Raw genomic sequence first — 17,653 nt, 5'->3', positions numbered from 1 at the left:
GATATGTGGGCCGGACTGCGGGTGGAGGAGTGGGGGTCCCGGGCGGGGGACCCCCACTCAGCTTGGGTTAGGGGTGGACTGCGTCGAGGGCGTCGGCGATGCCTTCACCGAAGAAGGAGTTGTTCGCGGTGGTGCCGGTGCAGCGGGCGTCCGGCGTGGCCGGGCAGGCCTTGTCGTCGGCTTCCTTGCGCAGGGCCGCCTCGAGCTGGCTCGGGCCCCACCACGGGTGGACCGACTTCATGAGAGCCGCGACGCCGGTCACGTGCGGCGACGCCATCGACGTGCCGCTCATCAGGCCCCACCTGCCGCCGGGCAGCGTGGACAGGATCGAGCTGCCGGGCGCGGCGACGTCGATCTTGTTGAGGCCGAAGTTGGAGAAGCTGCTGCGGGCGCCGGCCTGGGTGGTGCTGGCGACGGTGATCACGCCGGGCAGCTCGGTCGGCATGTCCAGGCAGTTGTTGTTGATCTGCCGGGGGACCGGGGTCGTGTCGTTCGGGCTGCCGTTGTCGGTGGTCTTGTTGGCCAGGTCGTAGTTCGAGTTGCCGGCCGCCGCGACGGACAGGGTGCCGCGATCCGCGGCCCACTCGTACGCGCGCCGTACCGCTTCCTGCACCGCGCCCTGGTCGCCGTTGTCCATGCACCAGAACTCGAACGGGTCGATGAAGTAGCTGTGGTTGGTGACGTCCATGTGGTGCTCGGCGGCCCAGACGATGCCGCAGATCGAGTACTCCGGGTAGATGAAGCCGTCGTCGTTGACCACCTTGACCGACGCGATCCGGACACCCGGGGCCACTCCGACGATGCCGACGCCGTTACGGGCCGCGGCGACCGTGCCGGCGACGTGCGTGCCGTGCGAGCTGGTCGTCGGGCGCCAGGCGCCGGGAGTCGTGTTGGGTACGCCGTTGTCGACACAGTTGACGGAGTCCTGCGCGTCGAAGTTCGGCGCGAGGTCCGGGTGGGTGTCGTCGACACCGCTGTCGTTGATGCCGACCAGCACCCGCCTGGAGCCGTCGGTGATCTGGTGGGCCTGATCCGCCTTGATCTGGACCATGTCCCACTGCTCGCCCTCGCGCGGGTCGAGGACCGGGGTCGCCTGGGCCTCGTCGACCGCCTTCAGCCCGGCCGCGGACGAGGCACCGGCGGACGCCGTACCGGCGCCGGCTGGGCCTTCGCTGACCGCGGCGGTGCGGGTGGCGCCGACGGACTGCACCTCACGTCCGTTGTGCCCGGCGCGGACGGCGGTCCGGAAGTCCGCGTTGGTCGACTGCGCCACCACCACGCCCAGCTGTGTGTACGAGCTGAGCACCGTGCCGCCGGCTTCCTTCACCGCCTGCTCCACCTTGCGGACGTGGCCGGGGGTGGCCTTCGTGTTGACCACGTAGTTCATCAGCGGCCCGGGCGTGGCCGCTGCTGAGGAGTCGGAGCTGGGTACGGCGTGCGCGGTCGCGGCACCGAGTGTCGTCAGGGCCAGTGCGGCCGCGGCCAGGCCGGCGGTCAGGCGGCGGGGACGGGAACTTCGGGACACGGTGCCTCCTCGGTGCAGGGCCTGGGCGGACGGGCCCAAGCTCGGTACCCCGGACTTTAGAGCCGATTCCGGACCGGCGGAGTCCTTCCTCCACAACGCAGGGGAAACCCTGCATCCGTCACTACAGGCGGTTCGCTTGTTCACAGCCAGTTGCCCACATCTGTGGATTGCCCTGTGGATAACTGGTGGACAAGGTGGGGACGGGCGGTGGATTTCCTGTGTGTGTAGGATAGATACAACAAAGATACGAGTCGTATGGGTGGGAGTTCAGTGACCAGCGGGGTGCCGGAGCACGAGCCGGCGAGGGCGGTAATGGAGTTGGGCGACGAGACCGCGGAGATCGCGCGGGTGGTGGTCGAGGCGGCGCCGGGGGTGGAGAAGATCCCCGCGGCGGAGCGGGTCTACGCGTACGTGAAGGCCGCGATCCTCGACCGTACGTACCCGGGCGGCGAACTCCTCACCGAGGGTGAGCTGGCCACCGCGGTCGGGGTGTCACGCACCCCGGTGCGGGAGGCGCTGCTCCGGCTGGAGGAGTCCGGCCTGGTGAAGCTCTACCCGAAGAAGGGCGCCCTCGTCCTGCCGGTGCTGCCGCAGGAGATCGACGACGTCCTGGAGGCGCGCGAGCTGATCGAGACGCACGCTGCCGCCAAGGTGTGGCCGCGCCGCAAGCAGCTGATCGAGATCCTCACCCAGCGCGTCGACGAGATGCGCGCGCACCGCAAGGCCGGGGACGCGAAGACCTTCCTGGAGGCCGACCGGGCCTTCCACGAGGCCATCGTCGGTGCCGCCGGCAACGAAATCCTCTCCAAGCTCTACAACAGCCTGCGCGACCGCCAGGTCCGGATGGGCGTGCCCGGCATCGAGATGCAGCCGGCCCGGATGGACAAGTCGATCACGGCGCACCAGGAGATGATCGACGCCCTCGGTGGGAACAGCGTGAAGCGGTTCCGCGAACTCGTGGTCTCCCACATCGACACCGCCGCGGCGGACCTGCGGAGCACTCGGTGACCGAACTCCTCTTTCCCCTGGGCGGACGGCGAGCCTGGGCGGTGTGGGCTACTGCTGTCTTCACCTACCTCGTGACCGTGCTGCACCGCGGCTCGATGAGCGTGGCCGGGTTGCAGGCCGCGGAGCGCTTCCACATCTCCGCATCCGCGCTGGCCAGCTTCACCGTCGTACAGCTGACCGTCTACGCCGCGATGCAGGTGCCTGTCGGCATCTTGCTCGATCGGTACGGATCGAAGCGGCTGCTGATCGCTGCGTCCGGTCTGCTCTTCGTCGCGCAGTCCGCCTTCAGTTTGGTCGACTCCTACCCGGCCGCCCTCGCGGCACGCGCCGTACTGGGTGTCGGAGACGCACTGGTGTTCATCAGCGTGCTGCGGGTCGTCATGTCCTGGTTCCCGGCGCTGCGGCAGCCGGTGATGTCGCAGGCGACCGGCATGCTGGGTGGTCTCGGCGCGATCATGTCGACTGTGCCGATGGCTGCCGCCTTCCACGCCTTCGGATGGACCAGCACCTTCGCCGGTGCCAGCGTCCTGAGCCTGGTGACGGGTGTGGCCGTCCTGTTCCTGATCAAGGACACTCCGTACGACGAGCCGCTGCGACGGGCCAAGCAGTCGCTCGGTGAGGTGCGGAACAACCTGCGCAGAGCCTGGAAGGAGCCGGGCACCCGGCTGGGGCTGTGGACGCATTTCACCACGAGCTTCTCCGGCAGCACGTTCGGTCTGCTCTGGGGGTACCCGTTCCTGGTGCAGGGCCAAGGCCTGGCTCCGACGACCGCTGCGGCGATGCTGATTCTCCCCGTGCTCGCGGGGCTCTGTTATGGCCCGCTGGTCGGGAGGTACGCGGCCCGCTTCCCGTTCTACCGGTCCTGGATCGTGCTGGCGGTGATCTCGGGTTCGGTACTCATGTGGACCGTCGTACTGCTCTGGCCGGGGCAGGCGCCGATGCCGGTGCTCCTGCTGCTGATCGTCGTACAGGCTGCTGGTGGCCCGGGTTCGATGCTCGGGCTGGACTACGCGCGGACTTTCAACCCGTCGACTCGCTTCGGTGCGGCCAACGGGATGGTCAACACCGGCGGATTCATCGCCACGCTGATCTGCATCGGCATGGTCGGCATCCTGCTCGACGCGTCGTCGGGTGGGGCGCCACAGACCATCACCGACTTCAAGTGGGCGCTGGCCTTCCAGTACGTGCTCTGGGCGATCGGCACCCGCCAGATCCTCAAGTACCGCCGCAAGGCCCGCGGCCACCTCGCCCGCTACAACCCCGAGGCGTACCAGGCCCTGATCGCCAACCAGATCGTCCCGGTGAAAGGCTGATACCAGCGCGCTGACACGGGCTGACAGCCGAGTGCCAGGGCGGTGCCAGGGTGGTGCAGCACGGTAGTCCCAGCGAAGTCCACTGGGAGGAACCGATGACCACAACGAACCAGGTCGCCATCGAGGCAACCGGCTTGGTCAAGAAATATGGCAACACCACCGCCCTGGCCGGCGTCGACCTGAGTGTGCCGACCGGCACCGTCCTCGGCGTCCTCGGCCCGAACGGCGCCGGCAAGACCACGGCGGTCCGCATCCTCGGCACCTTGCTCCGGCCCGACGCCGGCCGCGCCACGGTCGGCGGGTACGACGTCGTCCGGGACGCGGGCAAGGTGCGCGGCATCATCGGGCTGACCGGGCAGTACGCCTCGGTCGACGAGGACATGTCCGGCCGCCGGAACCTGATCATGATCGGCCGGCTGCTCGGGTACTCGCGGGAGCAGTCCCGGGCCCGCGCCGTCGAGCTGCTCGAGCGGTTCGAGCTGACCGACGCCGGTGACCGGATCGCCAAGACGTACTCCGGCGGTATGCGGCGGCGCCTCGACCTGGCCGCCAGCCTGGTCGGCCACCCGAGCATCCTGTACCTGGACGAGCCCACCACCGGTCTCGACCCGCACGCTCGTAACGGCGTCTGGGAGACGATCCGCAACCTGGTGCTCGACGGGACCACGGTGCTCCTCACCACGCAGTACCTGGAGGAGGCCGACGCGCTGGCCGACTCGATCGTGGTGTTCGACAAGGGCTCGGTGGTCGCCTCCGGCCGGCCGGCCGAGCTGAAAGCCCAGGCGGGCAAGCAGTCGCTGGACGTCCGCCCGGCCGAGCCCGCGCACATCGAGCGGGTCGCCGCGATCGTCGCCGAGTCCGTCGGCACGCGGCCGACCGTCGACGTCGTGAACACGCTGGTCAGCGTGCCGGTGACGGACGGCAGCTCGATGCCGGTCGTCGTACGGCGCCTGGACGAGGCCGGGATCGCCGTCACCGAACTGTCCCTGCGGCTGCCGAGTCTGGACGAGGTCTTCCTCGCCCTGACCGGTCACGCCGCCGAAGAGCGTCCGCAGGACGCCGTCCTGGAAGGAGTGGGCCGATGACCACTGCAACACTCGAGACCCCGGCCCACGCGGGCCGCCGGACCCGGCCGTTCGCCTGGGCGACGCAGAGCCTGACGCTGGCCTGGCGCAACATCGTCCGGATCCGGCAGAACCCCGAAGCCCTGGCGGACGTGACGTTCCAGCCGATCATCTTCCTGGTGCTGTTCCTGTTCGTCTTCGGCGGCGCGATCGCCCAGGGTGGGGACTGGCACGACTATCTGCCCTACCTGCTGCCGGGCCTGCTCGTGCAGACCGTGGTGTTCTCCACGATGGGCACCGGAGTGGCGCTGAACGACGACTTCGCCAAGGGGGTGTTCGACCGGTTCCGGTCGCTCCCGATCGCCCGGGTGGCGCCGCTGATCGGCGCGGTCCTCGGGGATGCGGTGCGGTACACGCTGTCGATCGTGATCCTGATGACCACCGGGTTCGTGCTCGGGTTCCGGTTCCAGAACGGGATCGGCAACGGGCTGCTGGCGCTGGTGATCGTGCTGCTGTTCGCGCTGTCGATGTGCTGGATCTGGGTGTGGCTCGGGCTGTCGCTGAAGACCGCGCAGGGCGTGCAGGGCGTCGCGTTCCTGGTGATGTTCCCGCTCACCTTCGGCAGCAATGTGTTCGTCCAGACCAGCACGCTGCCGGGCTTCCTGCAGGCGTTCGTGAAGGTGAACCCGGTGAAGTACCTGGTCGACACGATGCGGGCCCTGATGCTGGGCGGCGATCTGCAGAAGCCGCTGCTGATCACGCTCGCCTGGATGGTCGGCCTGATCGCGGTCTTCGCCCCGCTGGCGATCCGCGCCTACCGCCGCCGTACCTGACAGATCCTTTGGGGGCGCCGGGGAACTTCCCCGGCGCCCCTTTTTGTCTGTGCCGTCCGTCAGAGTGGCGGCATGACGACGAAGTGGACGATCACGATCGACTGTGCCGACCCGGCGCTGGTGGCGCGGTTCTGGTGTACGGCGCTCGGCTACGTGGACTCGGATCCGCCGAAGGGCTGGGACAGCTGGGAAGCGTTCCTCACCGACCAGAACGTCCCCGCGGACGAGTGGAATGACGGCGCGAGCATCACCGATCCGGCCGGCGTACTCCCCGCCCTCTCCTTCCTCAAGGTCCCCGAGCCGCGCACGGCGAAGAACCGCCTCCACCTCGACCTCCAGGTCAGCGGCGGCCGCGCCGAACCACAGCACCTCCGCGAACAACGCATCCGCGCCACCGCCGAATCCCTCCTCGCCGCTGGCGCCACCCTCGTCCGCGAGGTCCCCGTCGACAACACCACCACCCTCGACCACCTCTGGATGCACGACCCAGAAGGCAACGACTTCTGCGTCGTTTGATCCGACTCCGCGGGGCAACCGAGGCCATCCCGGGGCAGATCGAATCTTGTTGTCCACAAGGGCATTCGAGGTGCAGGAATCCGGTGTAGCCGTCGCTAGCCTTGTGCGGTGCGGATCAACGTGTACATCGACGGCTTCAACCTGTACTACGGCTGCCTCAAGGGCCGGCCGTACAAATGGCTGAACCTCGAGAAGATGTGCGAGCTGTTGCTCCGCCGGTTCGAGGTCCAGCGCATCCGGTACTTCACCGCACTGGTCAAGGAACGTCCGGAGAATGTCCAGGCCCCGGTCCGGCAACAGGCGTACCTGAGGGCGCTCGGCACGCTGCCCAGCGTCGAGGTGCACTACGGCAGCTTCCTCACCAAGCCGACACGGATGATGCTGGCCGATCCGCCCGCTGTCGGGCCGCGGACGGTGGAGGTGATCAAGACCGAGGAGAAGGGTTCTGACGTCAACCTGGCGACGTATCTACTGGTGGACGCCTTCCGGGACGATGCCGAGGCGTTCGCCGTGGTCAGCAACGACTCGGACCTGACCGAGCCGATCCGGATCGTGCGACATGAGCTCGGGAAGGTGGTGGGGTTGTTGAATCCTCAGCCGGTGGCGAGTCAGCGGCTGCTGACTTGCCGACCGACCTTCGCGCGGCAGATCCGGTCGGGGGTCCTGGGCGCCAGTCAGTTCCCGCGGCAGCTGGTGGACGGATCCGGCTCGGTGATCCGGAAGCCGGCGGAGTGGTGAAAAAGCAGAAGCCCCACCGAAGTGGGGCTTCGCACCCAGCCACCGAAGCAACTGGGGGGATGTTGACAGGCTAGCCGACGGACCGGCCCGGGGCAAACGACTCAGGCGGTGCCGAGGTCGGCGAAGGCGAGGGGCTGGCGGGTGCAGAGGTAGGTTGCCCAGTGCAACTTTTCGGGGGTGCCGTCGGGGGTGCGGGTGATGCGGAGGAGTTCGCCGCGTTCACGGCCGGAGACGGTGCGGTAGACGTCCTCGGAAATCCGCTCGAAGACGGCGGGCGCCAGGTGCTCGGGCGCGATCGGGGCCTTGGCCTGGAGTACGCCGTTCTTGACCGAGAAGTCGAACGGGTGACCCTCGGAGAACCAGGTGCCGAGGACGCCGGCGAGCTCGGGCGGGACGGCGGTGCCCGGGACCCACGGCTCGGTGGGCAGCGGGTCGTCCTCGAGGACCTTGATGACCAGGTCCGTGGCCAGCGCGCTCGGTGCCGGCGACGCGGTCGCGCCGAACAGCGCGATCCCCGCCGTACCCGACTCGCGGTGCACGAACGTCGACGTGATGTGACCCGGCATCCCGCCGTCATGGCCGACGAACAAGCGGTCGCCGCGGCGCAGGATCATGAACCCGAGCCCGAAGGCGAGCTGCCACCGGTCCACGTCGGCCATGATCTGCACCTGGCACATCTCGTCCAGCGTGTCCTTCGACAGCACCTCGTCGATCGGGTTCGCGACGAACATGCCCCACTTCGCCAGATCCGCAGCCGTCGAAGCGAGCCCGCCGCAGGCGTCCATCGCGCCGAGGTTCAGCAGCGGCTCCTTCACCGGTACGTCGGAGAACGGCGGCACGTAGTACCCGGTGGCGGCCGGTCCGCCGTCCATCCCGACCGTGGTCCGGCGCATCTCCAGCGGGTCGAGGATCCGGGCCTTGATCGCGTCGTACCAGGGCCGTCCGTCGAGCCGGGCGACGATCTCGCCGAGCAGCGAGAAGACGAGGTTCGAGTAGTGGAACCGGTGGTGCGGCTTGCCGACCCGCTCGGCCTCGTTCCAGCCCGAGACCAACTCGGCGCGGTCCGGGAACTCCATCAGGTCCCAGACGTCGCCGACCGGCTCCCGCTGCATGCCGCTGGCGTGGCTGAGCATCTGCCGGACGGTGATGCCCTCGTGCTTGCTCTCCGGGATCAGCTTCTCGACGGTGTCGTCGAGGCTCAGCTTGCCCTCGTCGCGCAGCGCCATCACCGCGACCGCGGTCAGCGTCTTGCTCTGCGACGCGATCAGGAACTGCGAGTCGGCTGTCGGTGGTACGCCCGGATTCTCCAGGTCGGCCGACCCGACGCCCGTCGACCAGGCCAGCGACCCCGTGCGGGCGACGGCGCCCACCACTCCGGGGACCCGGCCTTTGGCCTGACGGTCGGCAACGATGCGAGAAAGAGCGGTCTGCGTCTGCGCGGCGATATCTGTCACAACGTCCGACCTTAACGGCACCAAATGACAAAAGGCAGGGGTGTTGGGACGGGTCATGTGCGACGCTGGTGGAGTGCGCATAGCGGTGCTTGGGCCTCTCGCGATGTGGGCGGCTGACGGGACTCCGCTGGACGTCCGCGGAGTCCGGCTGCGCGGCTTGCTCGCACGGCTCGCGTTGAGCGCCGGCCGCCCGGTGAGCGTCGAGACGCTGGTCGACGGTCTGTGGGGCAGCGAGGCCCCGAGCGCGAACGCGCTGCAGTCGCTGGTGTCCCGCCTCCGCGCGAGCCTCCCGGTGACCGAGTCGAGCATCTCGGTCCAGTCCGGCCCGGCCGGCTACACGCTGACCATCGGTCCGGACTGTGTCGATGCCCTCCAGTTCGAGGACCTGGTACGGCGTGGTCGCGGGCTGCTCGCGTCCGACCCGGAGCAGGCGCACACTCTGCTCACCCAGGCCGAGCGGCTCTGGCGTGGCGAGGCGCTCACCGACCTGCGCGACCTGCCGTTCGCCGCAATCGAAGCGGACCGCCTGACCGAGCTCAGGCTCGCCGCCGCGGAGGATCTGGCCGAAGCTGCCGTGACCTGCGGCCACGCCCGCGAAGTGATCACCGAGCTCGAACACCTGGCCGCCGCTCACCCGCTCCGCGAGCGCCTCCACGAACTCCTGATCAGGGCCCTGTACGCCGATGGCCGGCAAGCCGAGGCGTTGGCGGCGTACGAACGTGTCCGGACCACTCTCGCCGACGAACTCGGTGCAGATCCGGGCACTCGCCTCCGCGACCTGCATGTCGCCGTACTACGCGGGGACTCGCTCGATCCGGTAGCCAAGGCCACCGCCGCACCCGTCGCAGCGCCGTCGGCGCCGCGCAGCAACCTCAGGGCGCCGATGACCAGCTTCGTCGGGCGGCGTGACGACGTAGCCGAGCTGACGCGGCTGCTCAGCAACGGGACCCGTCTGGTCACCATGGTCGGCCCCGGTGGCGCTGGGAAGACCAGACTGGCGACAGAGACCGGCCGGACCCTGGTGGACCACAGTGGCGACGGCATCTGGTTCGTGGAACTCGCACCGCTCGGTGACGCGGCCGATGTGGCTCCCGCAGTGCTGTCCACGCTGGGCGCGAGCGAGTACGTCGATCTGCCGCCGAGGACGCTCAGCAAGCCGTTCCCGACCAGCCGGGCCGCGACGCTGCGACTGGTCGAGGTGATCGGCGACCGCCGGATCCTGCTCGTCCTCGACAACTGCGAGCACCTGGTGGCAGAGGTCGCCGGACTCGTCGACTCCCTGCTCGCCGCGTGTCCGCGGCTTCGGATACTGACGACCAGCCGTGAGCCCCTCAGCATTCAAGGCGAGCACCTGCACCCAGTCGGTCCGCTCGGCCTCCCGCCGGAGCACAGCCTGGACGATGAGTACCCGGCGATGCAGTTGTTCGTCGACCGCGCCCGCGCCGTTCGGCCCGACTTCGAGCTCACCGACGGCAACCGCGAGGCGGTCGCCGAGATCTGCCGACGGCTGGACGGAATGCCGCTCGCGATCGAGCTGGCGGCAGCGCGGCTCCGGGCGCTGACTCCGCTCGCGATCGTCGATCGGCTGACCGACCGGTTCCGCTTGCTGACCAGCGGTTCGCGGACGGCACTACCCCGGCACCAGACCCTGCGAGCGGTGGTCGAGTGGAGCTGGGACCTGCTCGATCGGGACGAGCAGGCGGTCGCCCGACGGCTGTCGTTGTTCTCCGGCGGCGCCACGTTGGACGCGGCCGAGCAGGTCTGCAGCGACGACGACCTCCCGGCCGAGGCCATCCTCGGTGTGCTCGCGTCCCTTGTCGACAAATCGCTCGTCGAGGCCGCGGCCGACGACCGGTCGGTGCGTTACCGAATGCTCGAGACAGTCCGCGCGTACGGCGCTGAGCAGTTGAAGAACTCGGGTGAGTACGACCGGTTCCGGCACGCGCATACGACGTACTTCAGCCGGATGCTGCGGCGGGCCCGGCCGAAGCTGTTCACCGGCGAACAGATCCAGTGGATCGCCCGGCTGACCGCCGACAACGAGAACCTGCTCGACGCGCTCCGGACCGCGATCGACAGCGGCTCGGCGCGCAGCGCGGTCCAGATGGTCGCCGCGCTCGGTGAGTACTGGAACATGAGTGGCCGCCCGGCCGAGGCGGTCAACTGGATGCAGGCGGCTCTCGCCGTACCTGGTCCGAGTTCTCCGATCGACCGGGCGATGGCGGTGATGCTGCTCTCGCTCGGCACCTTGTCCAGTGGTGACGACCAGGCCGGGTCGTTCCCCCGAGTGATCCGCGGACTGGCCGAGGTCCGCTGGCTCAGCCGGCGGCACGCGCAGGTCGCGGAGTCCGGGGTCGGCCTGTTCACCAATGCGGTGTGGGCGGCGATCCGGCGGGACAAGGCCGGGTGCTTCCGCGCGCTCGAGGCGGCGCGCGAGCACGACGACCCGTGGACACGGAACATGGGCGTGATGATGACGGCGATGTTCCGCGAGAACGACGGCGAGGTCGAGCAGATGGCGGCCGATCTGGCGATCGCGCTCGAGGGTTTCCGCGCGATCGGCGACCGCTTCGGTACGTCGCTGGCACTGCGCGGCCAGGCCAGCTACCAAGGCAATCTCGGCGACCACGAGGGCGCACTTGCCTCACTGCACGAGGCGATCCGGCTGGTCGAGGAGCTCGGCACCACCGAGGGCCTCGCGCAACTGCTCGGCTCCTGCGCGGCCAGCCGGATCGAGCTCGGTGACCTCGACGGCGCCCGCGCGGACCTGGAGCGCGCCATGCAGTTGTCCGAGGAGACCGGTTCCCGTGCCGGCCAGGCGCTCGGCTACCTGGGGATGTCGCGGATCGCCCGCCGGACCGGCCGGCTGGACGAGGCCAAGGAACTCGCGGAACGCGCGTACTCGATGCTCGACCTCGAGGCGGAGCGGATGGCGCCGCACGGCCAGGCGATGCTGCTGGCCAACCTGAGCCGGGTGCACGTCGCCAGGGACGAGCTCGAGACGGCCCAGCGCTATGACCGGCACGCGGTCGAACTCGCCCTCACCACCGAGGACATGCCGCTGGCCTCGATCATCATCGAGGCCTCCGCGGACGTGCAGTTGCGGTCCGGAGAGACCGAGCAGGCCGCGCGCACACTGGGCCTGGCGGCGGCGATGCGCGGCATGCGGACGGTCCCGGACGCCGACGTCCGGAGCACCTACGACCGGCTACATGATGCCTTGGGCAACGAAGCGTTCGACGCCGCGTACGACGCCGGCGCGGCGCTGACCACGGAAGAGGCCGTGGCGGAGCTCCGCAAGCGCCTGAGCTCGTCGTGACGCCGGTCAGCTCGTGATCAGCTGGACCGCCAGCTCGCGCAACGAGTCCTGCACCTTCTGCTCGGGTGGTCGCGGATCGGTCAGCATCCAGTCGTAGACCACGGTGTTCACCGCACCGAAGAACGCCAGCCCGAGGAACCGGAAGTCCTTGCGCTTGATCTCTCCCCGCTCCACCGCCGTGTCGCCCAGGTCGCGCACGCTCCCGATCAGCAGTTCCCGGAACGCGATCCGCTGCTCCTCGACCGCGGGGCTCGTGCCGACCACCTCGACGAACGAGATCCGCGCCCGGCGCAGGTCCGTCATGATCGTCCGCAGGTAGCCGTCGACGGCGGCGGTGATCCGCTCCCGGACCGGCCGGTCGGCGGTCCGGCGCAGCGCGTCGCCGGTGGTCCGGACGGCCAGTTCGATCACCTGCGCGTGCACCGCGAGCAGCACGGCCTCCTTGTTCTGGAACTCGTGGTAGAAGTGCCGGGTGGACACTTTCGCCTGTGTGCACAGGCGTTCCACGGAGGTCGCCGGATAGCCCTCGGTCCCGAACAACTCCAGCGCCGCGGCCAGCAAGCGTTCCCGGCGCGCGGCCTTCCACTCCTCGACGGATCGCCCGGAATAACGGCGTACGGAGGGTTCCCTCATCACACCTCTTGTCGCTACCCCGTGCCAGATGCCGGACATCCTATCCACCCTTCGGCGCGGGTGTAACCGGGTTAACCGATCAGGCGGTTCAGGGTCCGGGTGAGGGTGGTGCTGTTGACCGCGGTGAAGAAGTCCGCGTCGACGGCCTCGACCGCCGCGCCCTTGTTTTCCAGGGTTTTGAGCACCTGCGCCCTCCTGAACAGTCTTCGCAGAGAAGATCTCCGCGAAGACTATTCGGCAAGAGGTCAGTTCATTCGTTCGTAGCCGGTCGCGCCGTCCAGGAGTTCCCGGATGATGTCGAGATGGCCGAGATGACGGGCGGTTTCCTCGATCATGTGACACAGGATGTAGCGCGTCGACGCCGCGCCGGCCTCCCGGAAGGAGACCCGCTCCACGTCGTCGAGCGAGACGCCGGCGAGGATCTCGTTGGATCGCGCGCACTCGGCGTCGTAGTCGTCGAGCAGTTGGGTGAGCGGTACGTCGTCGACGAACATCTCCGCGTCGACGTGGCCGCCCTCGGTCCACGGGGTCTCGCCGTGGTCCGGCGTACCCAGGAGATTCTGGGTGAACCAGGAGTACTCGACCCAGCGCATGTGGGAGACCAGGCCGGCCACCGTCATCAGCGGTGAGGTCGGCAGCACCTTCCGGTGGGCGTCCGCTTCGCTCAGGCCCTCGCACTTGGTCCGGACGAGCGAGCGGAGGTGGTCGAGCCAACCGGTCAACTGGGTCCGCTCGTCGGCGGTCAGTGGCGGCCTCATGCTTCGCTCATCGTCGTGTAGCCGGTCTTGCCGTCGACGAGCTCTCTGATGATGTCCATGTGCCCCAGGTGGCGCGCGGTCTCCTCGAGCATGTGGCAGAGGATGTAGCGGAGTGAGGCGGCCTCACCCTTGGCGGCGTACGGGCCCTGTTCCACGGCGTCGAGCGGGAGCTCGGCGATGGTCTCGTTGGATCGCTTGCACTCGGCGTCGTACTCGTCGAGCAACTGGGCGAGCGGGATGTCGTCGACGAACATCTCCGCATCATCGTGACCGCCCTCGGTCCAGGGGGTCTGTCCGGTGTTCGGGACGCCCATGAGGTTGAGCTGGAACCACGAGTACTCGTTCCAGCGCAGGTGCGCCACGAGTCCCGCCATCGTCATCAACGGCGAGGTCTCCAGAACCTTGCGGTGGGCATCTTCTTCGCTGAGCCCTTCGCACTTCATCCGGACGAAGGAACGCTGCAGGTCGAGCCATCCGATCAGCTGGACCCGCTCGTCGGCGGTCAGCGGCGGACGTTGTACTTCGGTCATTCGAATGCTCCTGTACTGATGAGGAGCCGCCCGGTCTCAGCCGCGGGTACGGCGGACGGGCAGCACGACATTGTGACTCGACATCGCGCTCACCTCCTCTCCGCCGCCGGGGGTGTCGAGCCCACCGGCACGAGAAACCTACCCGAATGCTGCCCAGGCGCGAAACCAGGTTTCTGGCACTCTAGGTCTGACAGCGCCCGCACCGCGCGAAGAGGTGAGACGTGGACCCACGGTTCGACCTGCCGCTCTACACGCGTGCCGAGGTGGCGCTCCAGCTCGGACTACCTCCGACCACGCTCGGCGACTGGTTACGGTCGGGTGCGCTGGAGGCCGGCAGCGGTGGACGTGGGGAGCCGACGATCACCTTCGCCGGGCTGGTCGAGACCCACATGCTCCGGCAGCTGCGGCACGCCGGCCTCTCCCTGCAGGCGATCGGCGAAGCGGCAGTCGCGTTGCGATCACGCGCCGGGCGGCGCTATCCGCTGGCGTGGTCCGGTCTGGCCCACGACGGGCGCGATCTGCTGATCGAGATCGCCGCCGAGGGCCGCGAGCAGGGCTGGGAACGCATCCGCGACAGCCAGGGCGGCCTCCCCGGCGTCCTGCTGCGTGGCTCAGCGGCGATCGGCTGGTCCGACGACGGGTACGCCGGGACCCTCCGGCTCGTCATCTACCACGACATCGACGTGATCGTGGACCCCGAACGAGCCCACGGCCAACCCCTCGTCGAAGGCTCCGACGTCCTCGTCGAAGACGTCGTCGACCACGTCCGCACGGGTTCGTCGAACCGCGAGATAGCCACCAAATTCGCCCTCGAAGACTACGAGGTCGAGGCCCTGGTCCGCCCCCACATCCGCCCACCCGCCGCCCGCAAAACCCGCCACGCCCCAGCCCCGGCGCAACCTCTCCTCTAGCGGGTTCCCGTGCAGATGAACAGGTAGTACGGGGTAACGACCTAGTGCACCTCTTCCTGTGATTGAGGTGTGTACGGCGTTCCGGCGGTGCACTACCTGTCGAGCTGCACGGCTAGGTCTTGCGGTTGTCCTTGATGCGTTTGGCCTTGCCGAGGGAGCGTTCCAGGGCGTGGGGGTCGACGACCTCGACGGACACCGTGACGCCGACGCGCTCCTTCACGCGTTGCGCCAGGTGGGCGGCGGCCGCTGAACGGTCGGCCAGGTTGGGGGCGGCTTCGACCTGGACGGTTAGTTCGTCCAGGCGGCCGGGGCGGGTGAGGACGCACAGGTAGTAAGGGGTGAGGCCGTCGACGAGGAGGATTTGTTCCTCGATCTGGGTGGGGAAGACGTTGACGCCGCGGACGATCATCATGTCGTCGGTCCGGCCGGTGATCTTCTCCATGCGGCGCATGCCGGGACGGGCGGTGCCGGGGAGGAGGCGGGTCAGGTCGCGGGTGCGGTAGCGGATGACCGGGAAGGCTTCCTTGGTCAGCGTGGTGAAGACGAGCTCGCCCTCGGCGCCTTCGGGCAGGACCTCGCCGGTGACCGGGTCGATGATCTCCGGGTAGAAGTGGTCCTCCCAGATGTGCAGCCCGTCCTTGGTCTCGACGCATTCCTGCGCGACGCCCGGCCCCATCACCTCGGACAGCCCGTAGATGTCGACCGCGTGGATGCCGGTCCGCTGCTCCACCTCGGTGCGCATCTGCTCGGTCCACGGCTCGGCGCCGAAGATGCCGATCCGCAACGACGTGTCCCGGGGGTCGAGCCCGCGCGCCTCCATCTCGTCCACAATGGCCAGGAAGTACGACGGGGTGACCATGATGATCCGCGCCCCGAAGTCCCGGATCAGGTCGACCTGCCGCTCGGTCATCCCGCCCGACACGGGTACGACGGTGCACCCGAGCCGCTCGGCTCCGTAATGCGCGCCGAGCCCGCCGGTGAAGAGACCGTAGCCATAGGCAACATGACACACATCGCCAGCACGCCCGCCGGCCGCCCGGATCGACCGGGCCATCAGGTCGGCCCAGTTGTCCAGGTCCCGCTTCGTGTACCCGACCACGGTCGGCCGTCCCGTCGTACCCGACGAGGCGTGCACGCGCGCCACCTCGGACCGCGGTACGGCGAACATCCCGAACGGATAGTTGTCCCGCAGGTCCTTCTTCGCCGTGAACGGCAACCGGCTCAGGTCCTCGAGCGACTTGAAGTCGTCCGGAGCGAATCCCACGCTGTCCAGCGCGGCCCGGTAGTGCGGCACCTTCGAGTACGCCGTCCTGATCGTTGACTGCAGCAACGACAGCTGACGGGACCGGAGCTCGTCGACGGACAGCCGTTCGCCGGCGTCCCGCAGTTCCTCGGGCAACGCATCACCGAGCATGAAGACTCCTAGGGACGGGCGAGCAGGGTCGCGATGCCCTGGCCTACGCCGATGCACATGGTGGCCAGCGCATACCCGGCGTCGCGGTGGCGAAGCTCCAGGGCGGCGGTGAGAGCGAGGCGGGCGCCGGACATCCCCAGTGGGTGGCCCAGGGCGATGGCGCCGCCGTTCGGGTTGACATGCTCGGCGTCGTCGGGCAGCCCGAGCTCGCGCAGTACGGCGAGGGACTGCGAGGCGAACGCCTCGTTCAGCTCGATCACGCCGATGTCGGACAGTGCGACACCGGTGCGGTCGAGGAGTTTGCGGGTGGCGGGTGCCGGGCCGATGCCCATGATCCGCGGCGGCACCCCGGCAGCCGCCGTACCGACGATCCGGGCCAGCGGTGTCATGCCGTGCCGCTCGACCGCGTCGCCGCTCATCACGAGCAGTGCGGCCGCGCCGTCGTTCACCCCGGACGCGTTGCCGGCAGTGACCGTCCCCGGCGAGCGGAACGGAGTCTTCAATGCCGCCAAAGCCTCCAAGGACGTCTCGCGCGGATGCTCGTCGGTGTCGACGACGGTGATCGCGCCACGCTTGCCCGGCACGTCGACCGCCACGATCTCTTCGGACAGCCGCCCGTTCGCCTGCGCCTTGGCCGCCCGCTGCTGACTCCGCAGCGCGAAGAGATCCTGGTCCTCGCGGGAGACTCCATAGTCCGCAGCGACGTTCTCGGCGGTCTCGGGCATCGAGTCGATCCCGTACTGCGCCTTGAGCGCCGGATTCACGAACCGCCAGCCGATCGTGGTGTCGAAGATCTCGGCCTGCCGCGAGAACGCGGTCGTTGCCTTCGGCATCACAAAAGGTGCCCGCGACATCGACTCGACGCCGCCGGCGATGACGATGTCGTTGTCCCCGGCAATGATCGACCGGGCCGCCGAGGCGACCGCGTCCAGACCCGAGCCGCACAGCCGGTTGATCGTCGTACCGGGCACCGAGACCGGCAGTCCCGAGAGCAGCACCGCCATCCGGGCCACGTTCCGGTTGTCCTCGCCGGCCTGGTTCGCGCAGCCGAGGATCACGTCGTCGATGAGGTCGGGGTCGACGGCCTGCCGGTTCAGCAACGACGAGACGACGTGCGCCGCCAGGTCGTCGGGGCGCACCGCGGACAGCGCACCGCCGTACCGGCCGATCGGCGTACGGACGCCGTCCACCAGAAACGCCTCGCGGCTCATGATTCCTCCGAGGGGATGATCGTGCCGGACAACTGGCGGCTGCGGCCGCGGAACTCGGCGATCACGTCGTCGCCGCGGCGGACCGTCACGTCGTAGATCGCGTTCCGGCCGAACGACGTCCGCTCCTGGGCCTCGGCGACGAGCAGGTCTCCGCGCTTGGCCGGGGCGACGAAGACGATGTCGCAGGCCTGCGCGACGGTGACGTGGTTGCGCGAGTTGCAGGCGAAGGCGAACGCGGAGTCGGCGAGACTGAACACGAACCCACCATGCGCGATCCCGTGGCCGTTGACCATGTCCTCGCGAACCGGCATCTCGACTCGCGCCGTACCCTCACCGACATCGACCAGCCGCATGCCCAGGCCGGCGCTGGCGGTGTCCTCCGCCCACATCGCCGCGGCCACCCGGCCGGCGAGCTCATCACCCATA

The 17,653-nt window shown here is 68.9% G+C and carries 16 protein-coding genes; 8 read left to right on the top strand and 8 right to left on the bottom strand.

Features of this window, described 5'->3' with window-relative positions:
* Positions 1 to 67: 67 nt before the first annotated feature.
* Positions 68 to 1,525 carry a S8 family peptidase gene (locus OG876_RS10505; protein WP_328524612.1) on the bottom strand — a complete coding sequence of 486 codons (1,458 nt, stop codon included), beginning with the start codon at positions 1,523 to 1,525 and terminating at the stop codon, positions 68 to 70.
* A gap of 312 nt (positions 1,526 to 1,837) precedes the next feature.
* Here OG876_RS10505 and OG876_RS10500 point away from each other — a divergent pair, with 312 nt between their 5' ends.
* The 6 genes from OG876_RS10500 to OG876_RS10475 all read left to right on the top strand — a co-directional run bounded on the left by OG876_RS10500 (position 1,838) and on the right by OG876_RS10475 (position 6,997).
* Entirely contained in the window at positions 1,838 to 2,533 is a 696-nt protein-coding gene (locus tag OG876_RS10500) for a GntR family transcriptional regulator (protein WP_328524611.1), read from the top strand.
* Positions 2,530 to 3,846 (top strand): MFS transporter, encoded by a 1,317-nt coding sequence (locus tag OG876_RS10495; protein WP_328524610.1) that lies wholly within the window; start codon positions 2,530 to 2,532, stop codon positions 3,844 to 3,846. The genes OG876_RS10500 and OG876_RS10495 overlap by 4 nt, the downstream gene beginning before the upstream one ends.
* Positions 3,847 to 3,941: 95 nt before the next feature.
* Complete coding sequence (locus OG876_RS10490; protein WP_328524609.1) at positions 3,942 to 4,931, top strand: ATP-binding cassette domain-containing protein; 990 nt, start codon at positions 3,942 to 3,944, stop codon at positions 4,929 to 4,931.
* Positions 4,928 to 5,743 (top strand): ABC transporter permease, encoded by an 816-nt coding sequence (locus OG876_RS10485; RefSeq protein WP_328524608.1) that lies wholly within the window; start codon positions 4,928 to 4,930, stop codon positions 5,741 to 5,743. The genes OG876_RS10490 and OG876_RS10485 overlap by 4 nt, the downstream gene beginning before the upstream one ends.
* A 72-nt stretch (positions 5,744 to 5,815) precedes the next feature.
* Positions 5,816 to 6,259: a VOC family protein gene (locus OG876_RS10480; RefSeq protein ID WP_328524607.1), complete on the top strand. Its 444-nt coding sequence runs from the start codon at positions 5,816 to 5,818 to the stop codon at positions 6,257 to 6,259.
* Positions 6,260 to 6,367: 108 nt separating this feature from the next.
* Positions 6,368 to 6,997: an NYN domain-containing protein gene (locus OG876_RS10475; protein WP_328524606.1), complete on the top strand. Its 630-nt coding sequence runs from the start codon at positions 6,368 to 6,370 to the stop codon at positions 6,995 to 6,997.
* Positions 6,998 to 7,098: 101 nt separating this feature from the next.
* On the opposite strand, the gene OG876_RS10470 is transcribed toward OG876_RS10475, so the two are convergent.
* Positions 7,099 to 8,451 (bottom strand): serine hydrolase domain-containing protein, encoded by a 1,353-nt coding sequence (locus OG876_RS10470; protein WP_328524605.1) that lies wholly within the window; start codon positions 8,449 to 8,451, stop codon positions 7,099 to 7,101.
* Between the two features lie 85 nt (positions 8,452 to 8,536).
* Here OG876_RS10470 and OG876_RS10465 point away from each other — a divergent pair, with 85 nt between their 5' ends.
* Positions 8,537 to 11,770, top strand: coding sequence for a BTAD domain-containing putative transcriptional regulator (locus OG876_RS10465; RefSeq protein ID WP_328524604.1), 3,234 nt, complete (start codon positions 8,537 to 8,539; stop codon positions 11,768 to 11,770).
* A 6-nt stretch (positions 11,771 to 11,776) separates the two neighbouring features.
* Here the strand turns inward: OG876_RS10465 and OG876_RS10460 are convergent, their stop codons facing one another.
* The 3 genes from OG876_RS10460 to OG876_RS10450 all read right to left on the bottom strand — a co-directional run bounded on the left by OG876_RS10460 (position 11,777) and on the right by OG876_RS10450 (position 13,691).
* Positions 11,777 to 12,403, bottom strand: a complete 627-nt coding sequence (locus OG876_RS10460) for a TetR/AcrR family transcriptional regulator (protein ID WP_328524603.1) — start codon at positions 12,401 to 12,403, stop codon at positions 11,777 to 11,779.
* Between the two features lie 245 nt (positions 12,404 to 12,648).
* A complete protein-coding gene (locus tag OG876_RS10455; RefSeq protein WP_328524602.1) occupies positions 12,649 to 13,161 on the bottom strand; it encodes a DinB family protein in 513 nt (170 codons plus the stop codon).
* The gene (locus tag OG876_RS10450) at positions 13,158 to 13,691 is read right to left on the bottom strand and encodes a DinB family protein (protein WP_328524601.1); all 534 of its coding nucleotides are present in this window, start codon (positions 13,689 to 13,691) and stop codon (positions 13,158 to 13,160) included. The genes OG876_RS10455 and OG876_RS10450 overlap by 4 nt, the downstream gene beginning before the upstream one ends.
* 221 nt (positions 13,692 to 13,912) lie before the next feature.
* On the opposite strand from OG876_RS10450, the gene OG876_RS10445 reads away from it, so the two are divergent.
* Positions 13,913 to 14,602: a DUF433 domain-containing protein gene (locus tag OG876_RS10445; protein WP_328524600.1), complete on the top strand. Its 690-nt coding sequence runs from the start codon at positions 13,913 to 13,915 to the stop codon at positions 14,600 to 14,602.
* A gap of 112 nt (positions 14,603 to 14,714) precedes the next feature.
* On the opposite strand, the gene paaK is transcribed toward OG876_RS10445, so the two are convergent.
* The 3 genes from paaK to paaI are packed head-to-tail and all read right to left on the bottom strand — an operon-like array spanning position 14,715 to position 17,652.
* A complete protein-coding gene (gene paaK / locus OG876_RS10440; protein ID WP_328524599.1) occupies positions 14,715 to 16,016 on the bottom strand; it encodes a phenylacetate--CoA ligase PaaK in 1,302 nt (433 codons plus the stop codon).
* Between the two features lie 8 nt (positions 16,017 to 16,024).
* Complete coding sequence (pcaF, locus tag OG876_RS10435) at positions 16,025 to 17,227, bottom strand: 3-oxoadipyl-CoA thiolase (protein ID WP_328524598.1); 1,203 nt, start codon at positions 17,225 to 17,227, stop codon at positions 16,025 to 16,027.
* The gene (gene paaI / locus OG876_RS10430; RefSeq protein WP_328524597.1) at positions 17,224 to 17,652 is read right to left on the bottom strand and encodes a hydroxyphenylacetyl-CoA thioesterase PaaI; all 429 of its coding nucleotides are present in this window, start codon (positions 17,650 to 17,652) and stop codon (positions 17,224 to 17,226) included. Before paaI ends, pcaF begins: the two co-directional genes overlap by 4 nt.
* Position 17,653 lies beyond the last annotated feature (1 nt).

This window comes from Kribbella sp. NBC_00359 (genome assembly GCF_036097425.1).
Classification (GTDB): domain Bacteria; phylum Actinomycetota; class Actinomycetes; order Propionibacteriales; family Kribbellaceae; genus Kribbella.
The sequence above is the reverse complement of the archived record's forward strand: the minus strand, read 5'-3'. Positions and strand labels throughout refer to the sequence as shown.

Bases quoted from the DNA above. Each gene is read 5' to 3' on its own strand.
- OG876_RS10500 (WP_328524611.1), top strand. From the start codon at position 1,838: ATGGAGTTGGGCGACGAGACCGCGGAGATCGCGCGGGTGGTGGTCGAG.
- OG876_RS10490 (WP_328524609.1), top strand. From the start codon at position 3,942: ATGACCACAACGAACCAGGTCGCCATCGAGGCAACCGGCTTGGTCAAG.
- OG876_RS10485 (WP_328524608.1), top strand. From the start codon at position 4,928: ATGACCACTGCAACACTCGAGACCCCGGCCCACGCGGGCCGCCGGACC.
- OG876_RS10480 (WP_328524607.1), top strand. From the start codon at position 5,816: ATGACGACGAAGTGGACGATCACGATCGACTGTGCCGACCCGGCGCTG.
- OG876_RS10460 (WP_328524603.1), bottom strand. From the start codon at position 12,403: ATGAGGGAACCCTCCGTACGCCGTTATTCCGGGCGATCCGTCGAGGAG.
- OG876_RS10455 (WP_328524602.1), bottom strand. From the start codon at position 13,161: ATGAGGCCGCCACTGACCGCCGACGAGCGGACCCAGTTGACCGGTTGG.
- OG876_RS10450 (WP_328524601.1), bottom strand. From the start codon at position 13,691: ATGACCGAAGTACAACGTCCGCCGCTGACCGCCGACGAGCGGGTCCAG.
- paaK (WP_328524599.1), bottom strand. From the start codon at position 16,016: ATGCTCGGTGATGCGTTGCCCGAGGAACTGCGGGACGCCGGCGAACGG.
- pcaF (WP_328524598.1), bottom strand. From the start codon at position 17,227: ATGAGCCGCGAGGCGTTTCTGGTGGACGGCGTCCGTACGCCGATCGGC.
- paaI (WP_328524597.1), bottom strand. From the start codon at position 17,652: ATGGGTGATGAGCTCGCCGGCCGGGTGGCCGCGGCGATGTGGGCGGAG.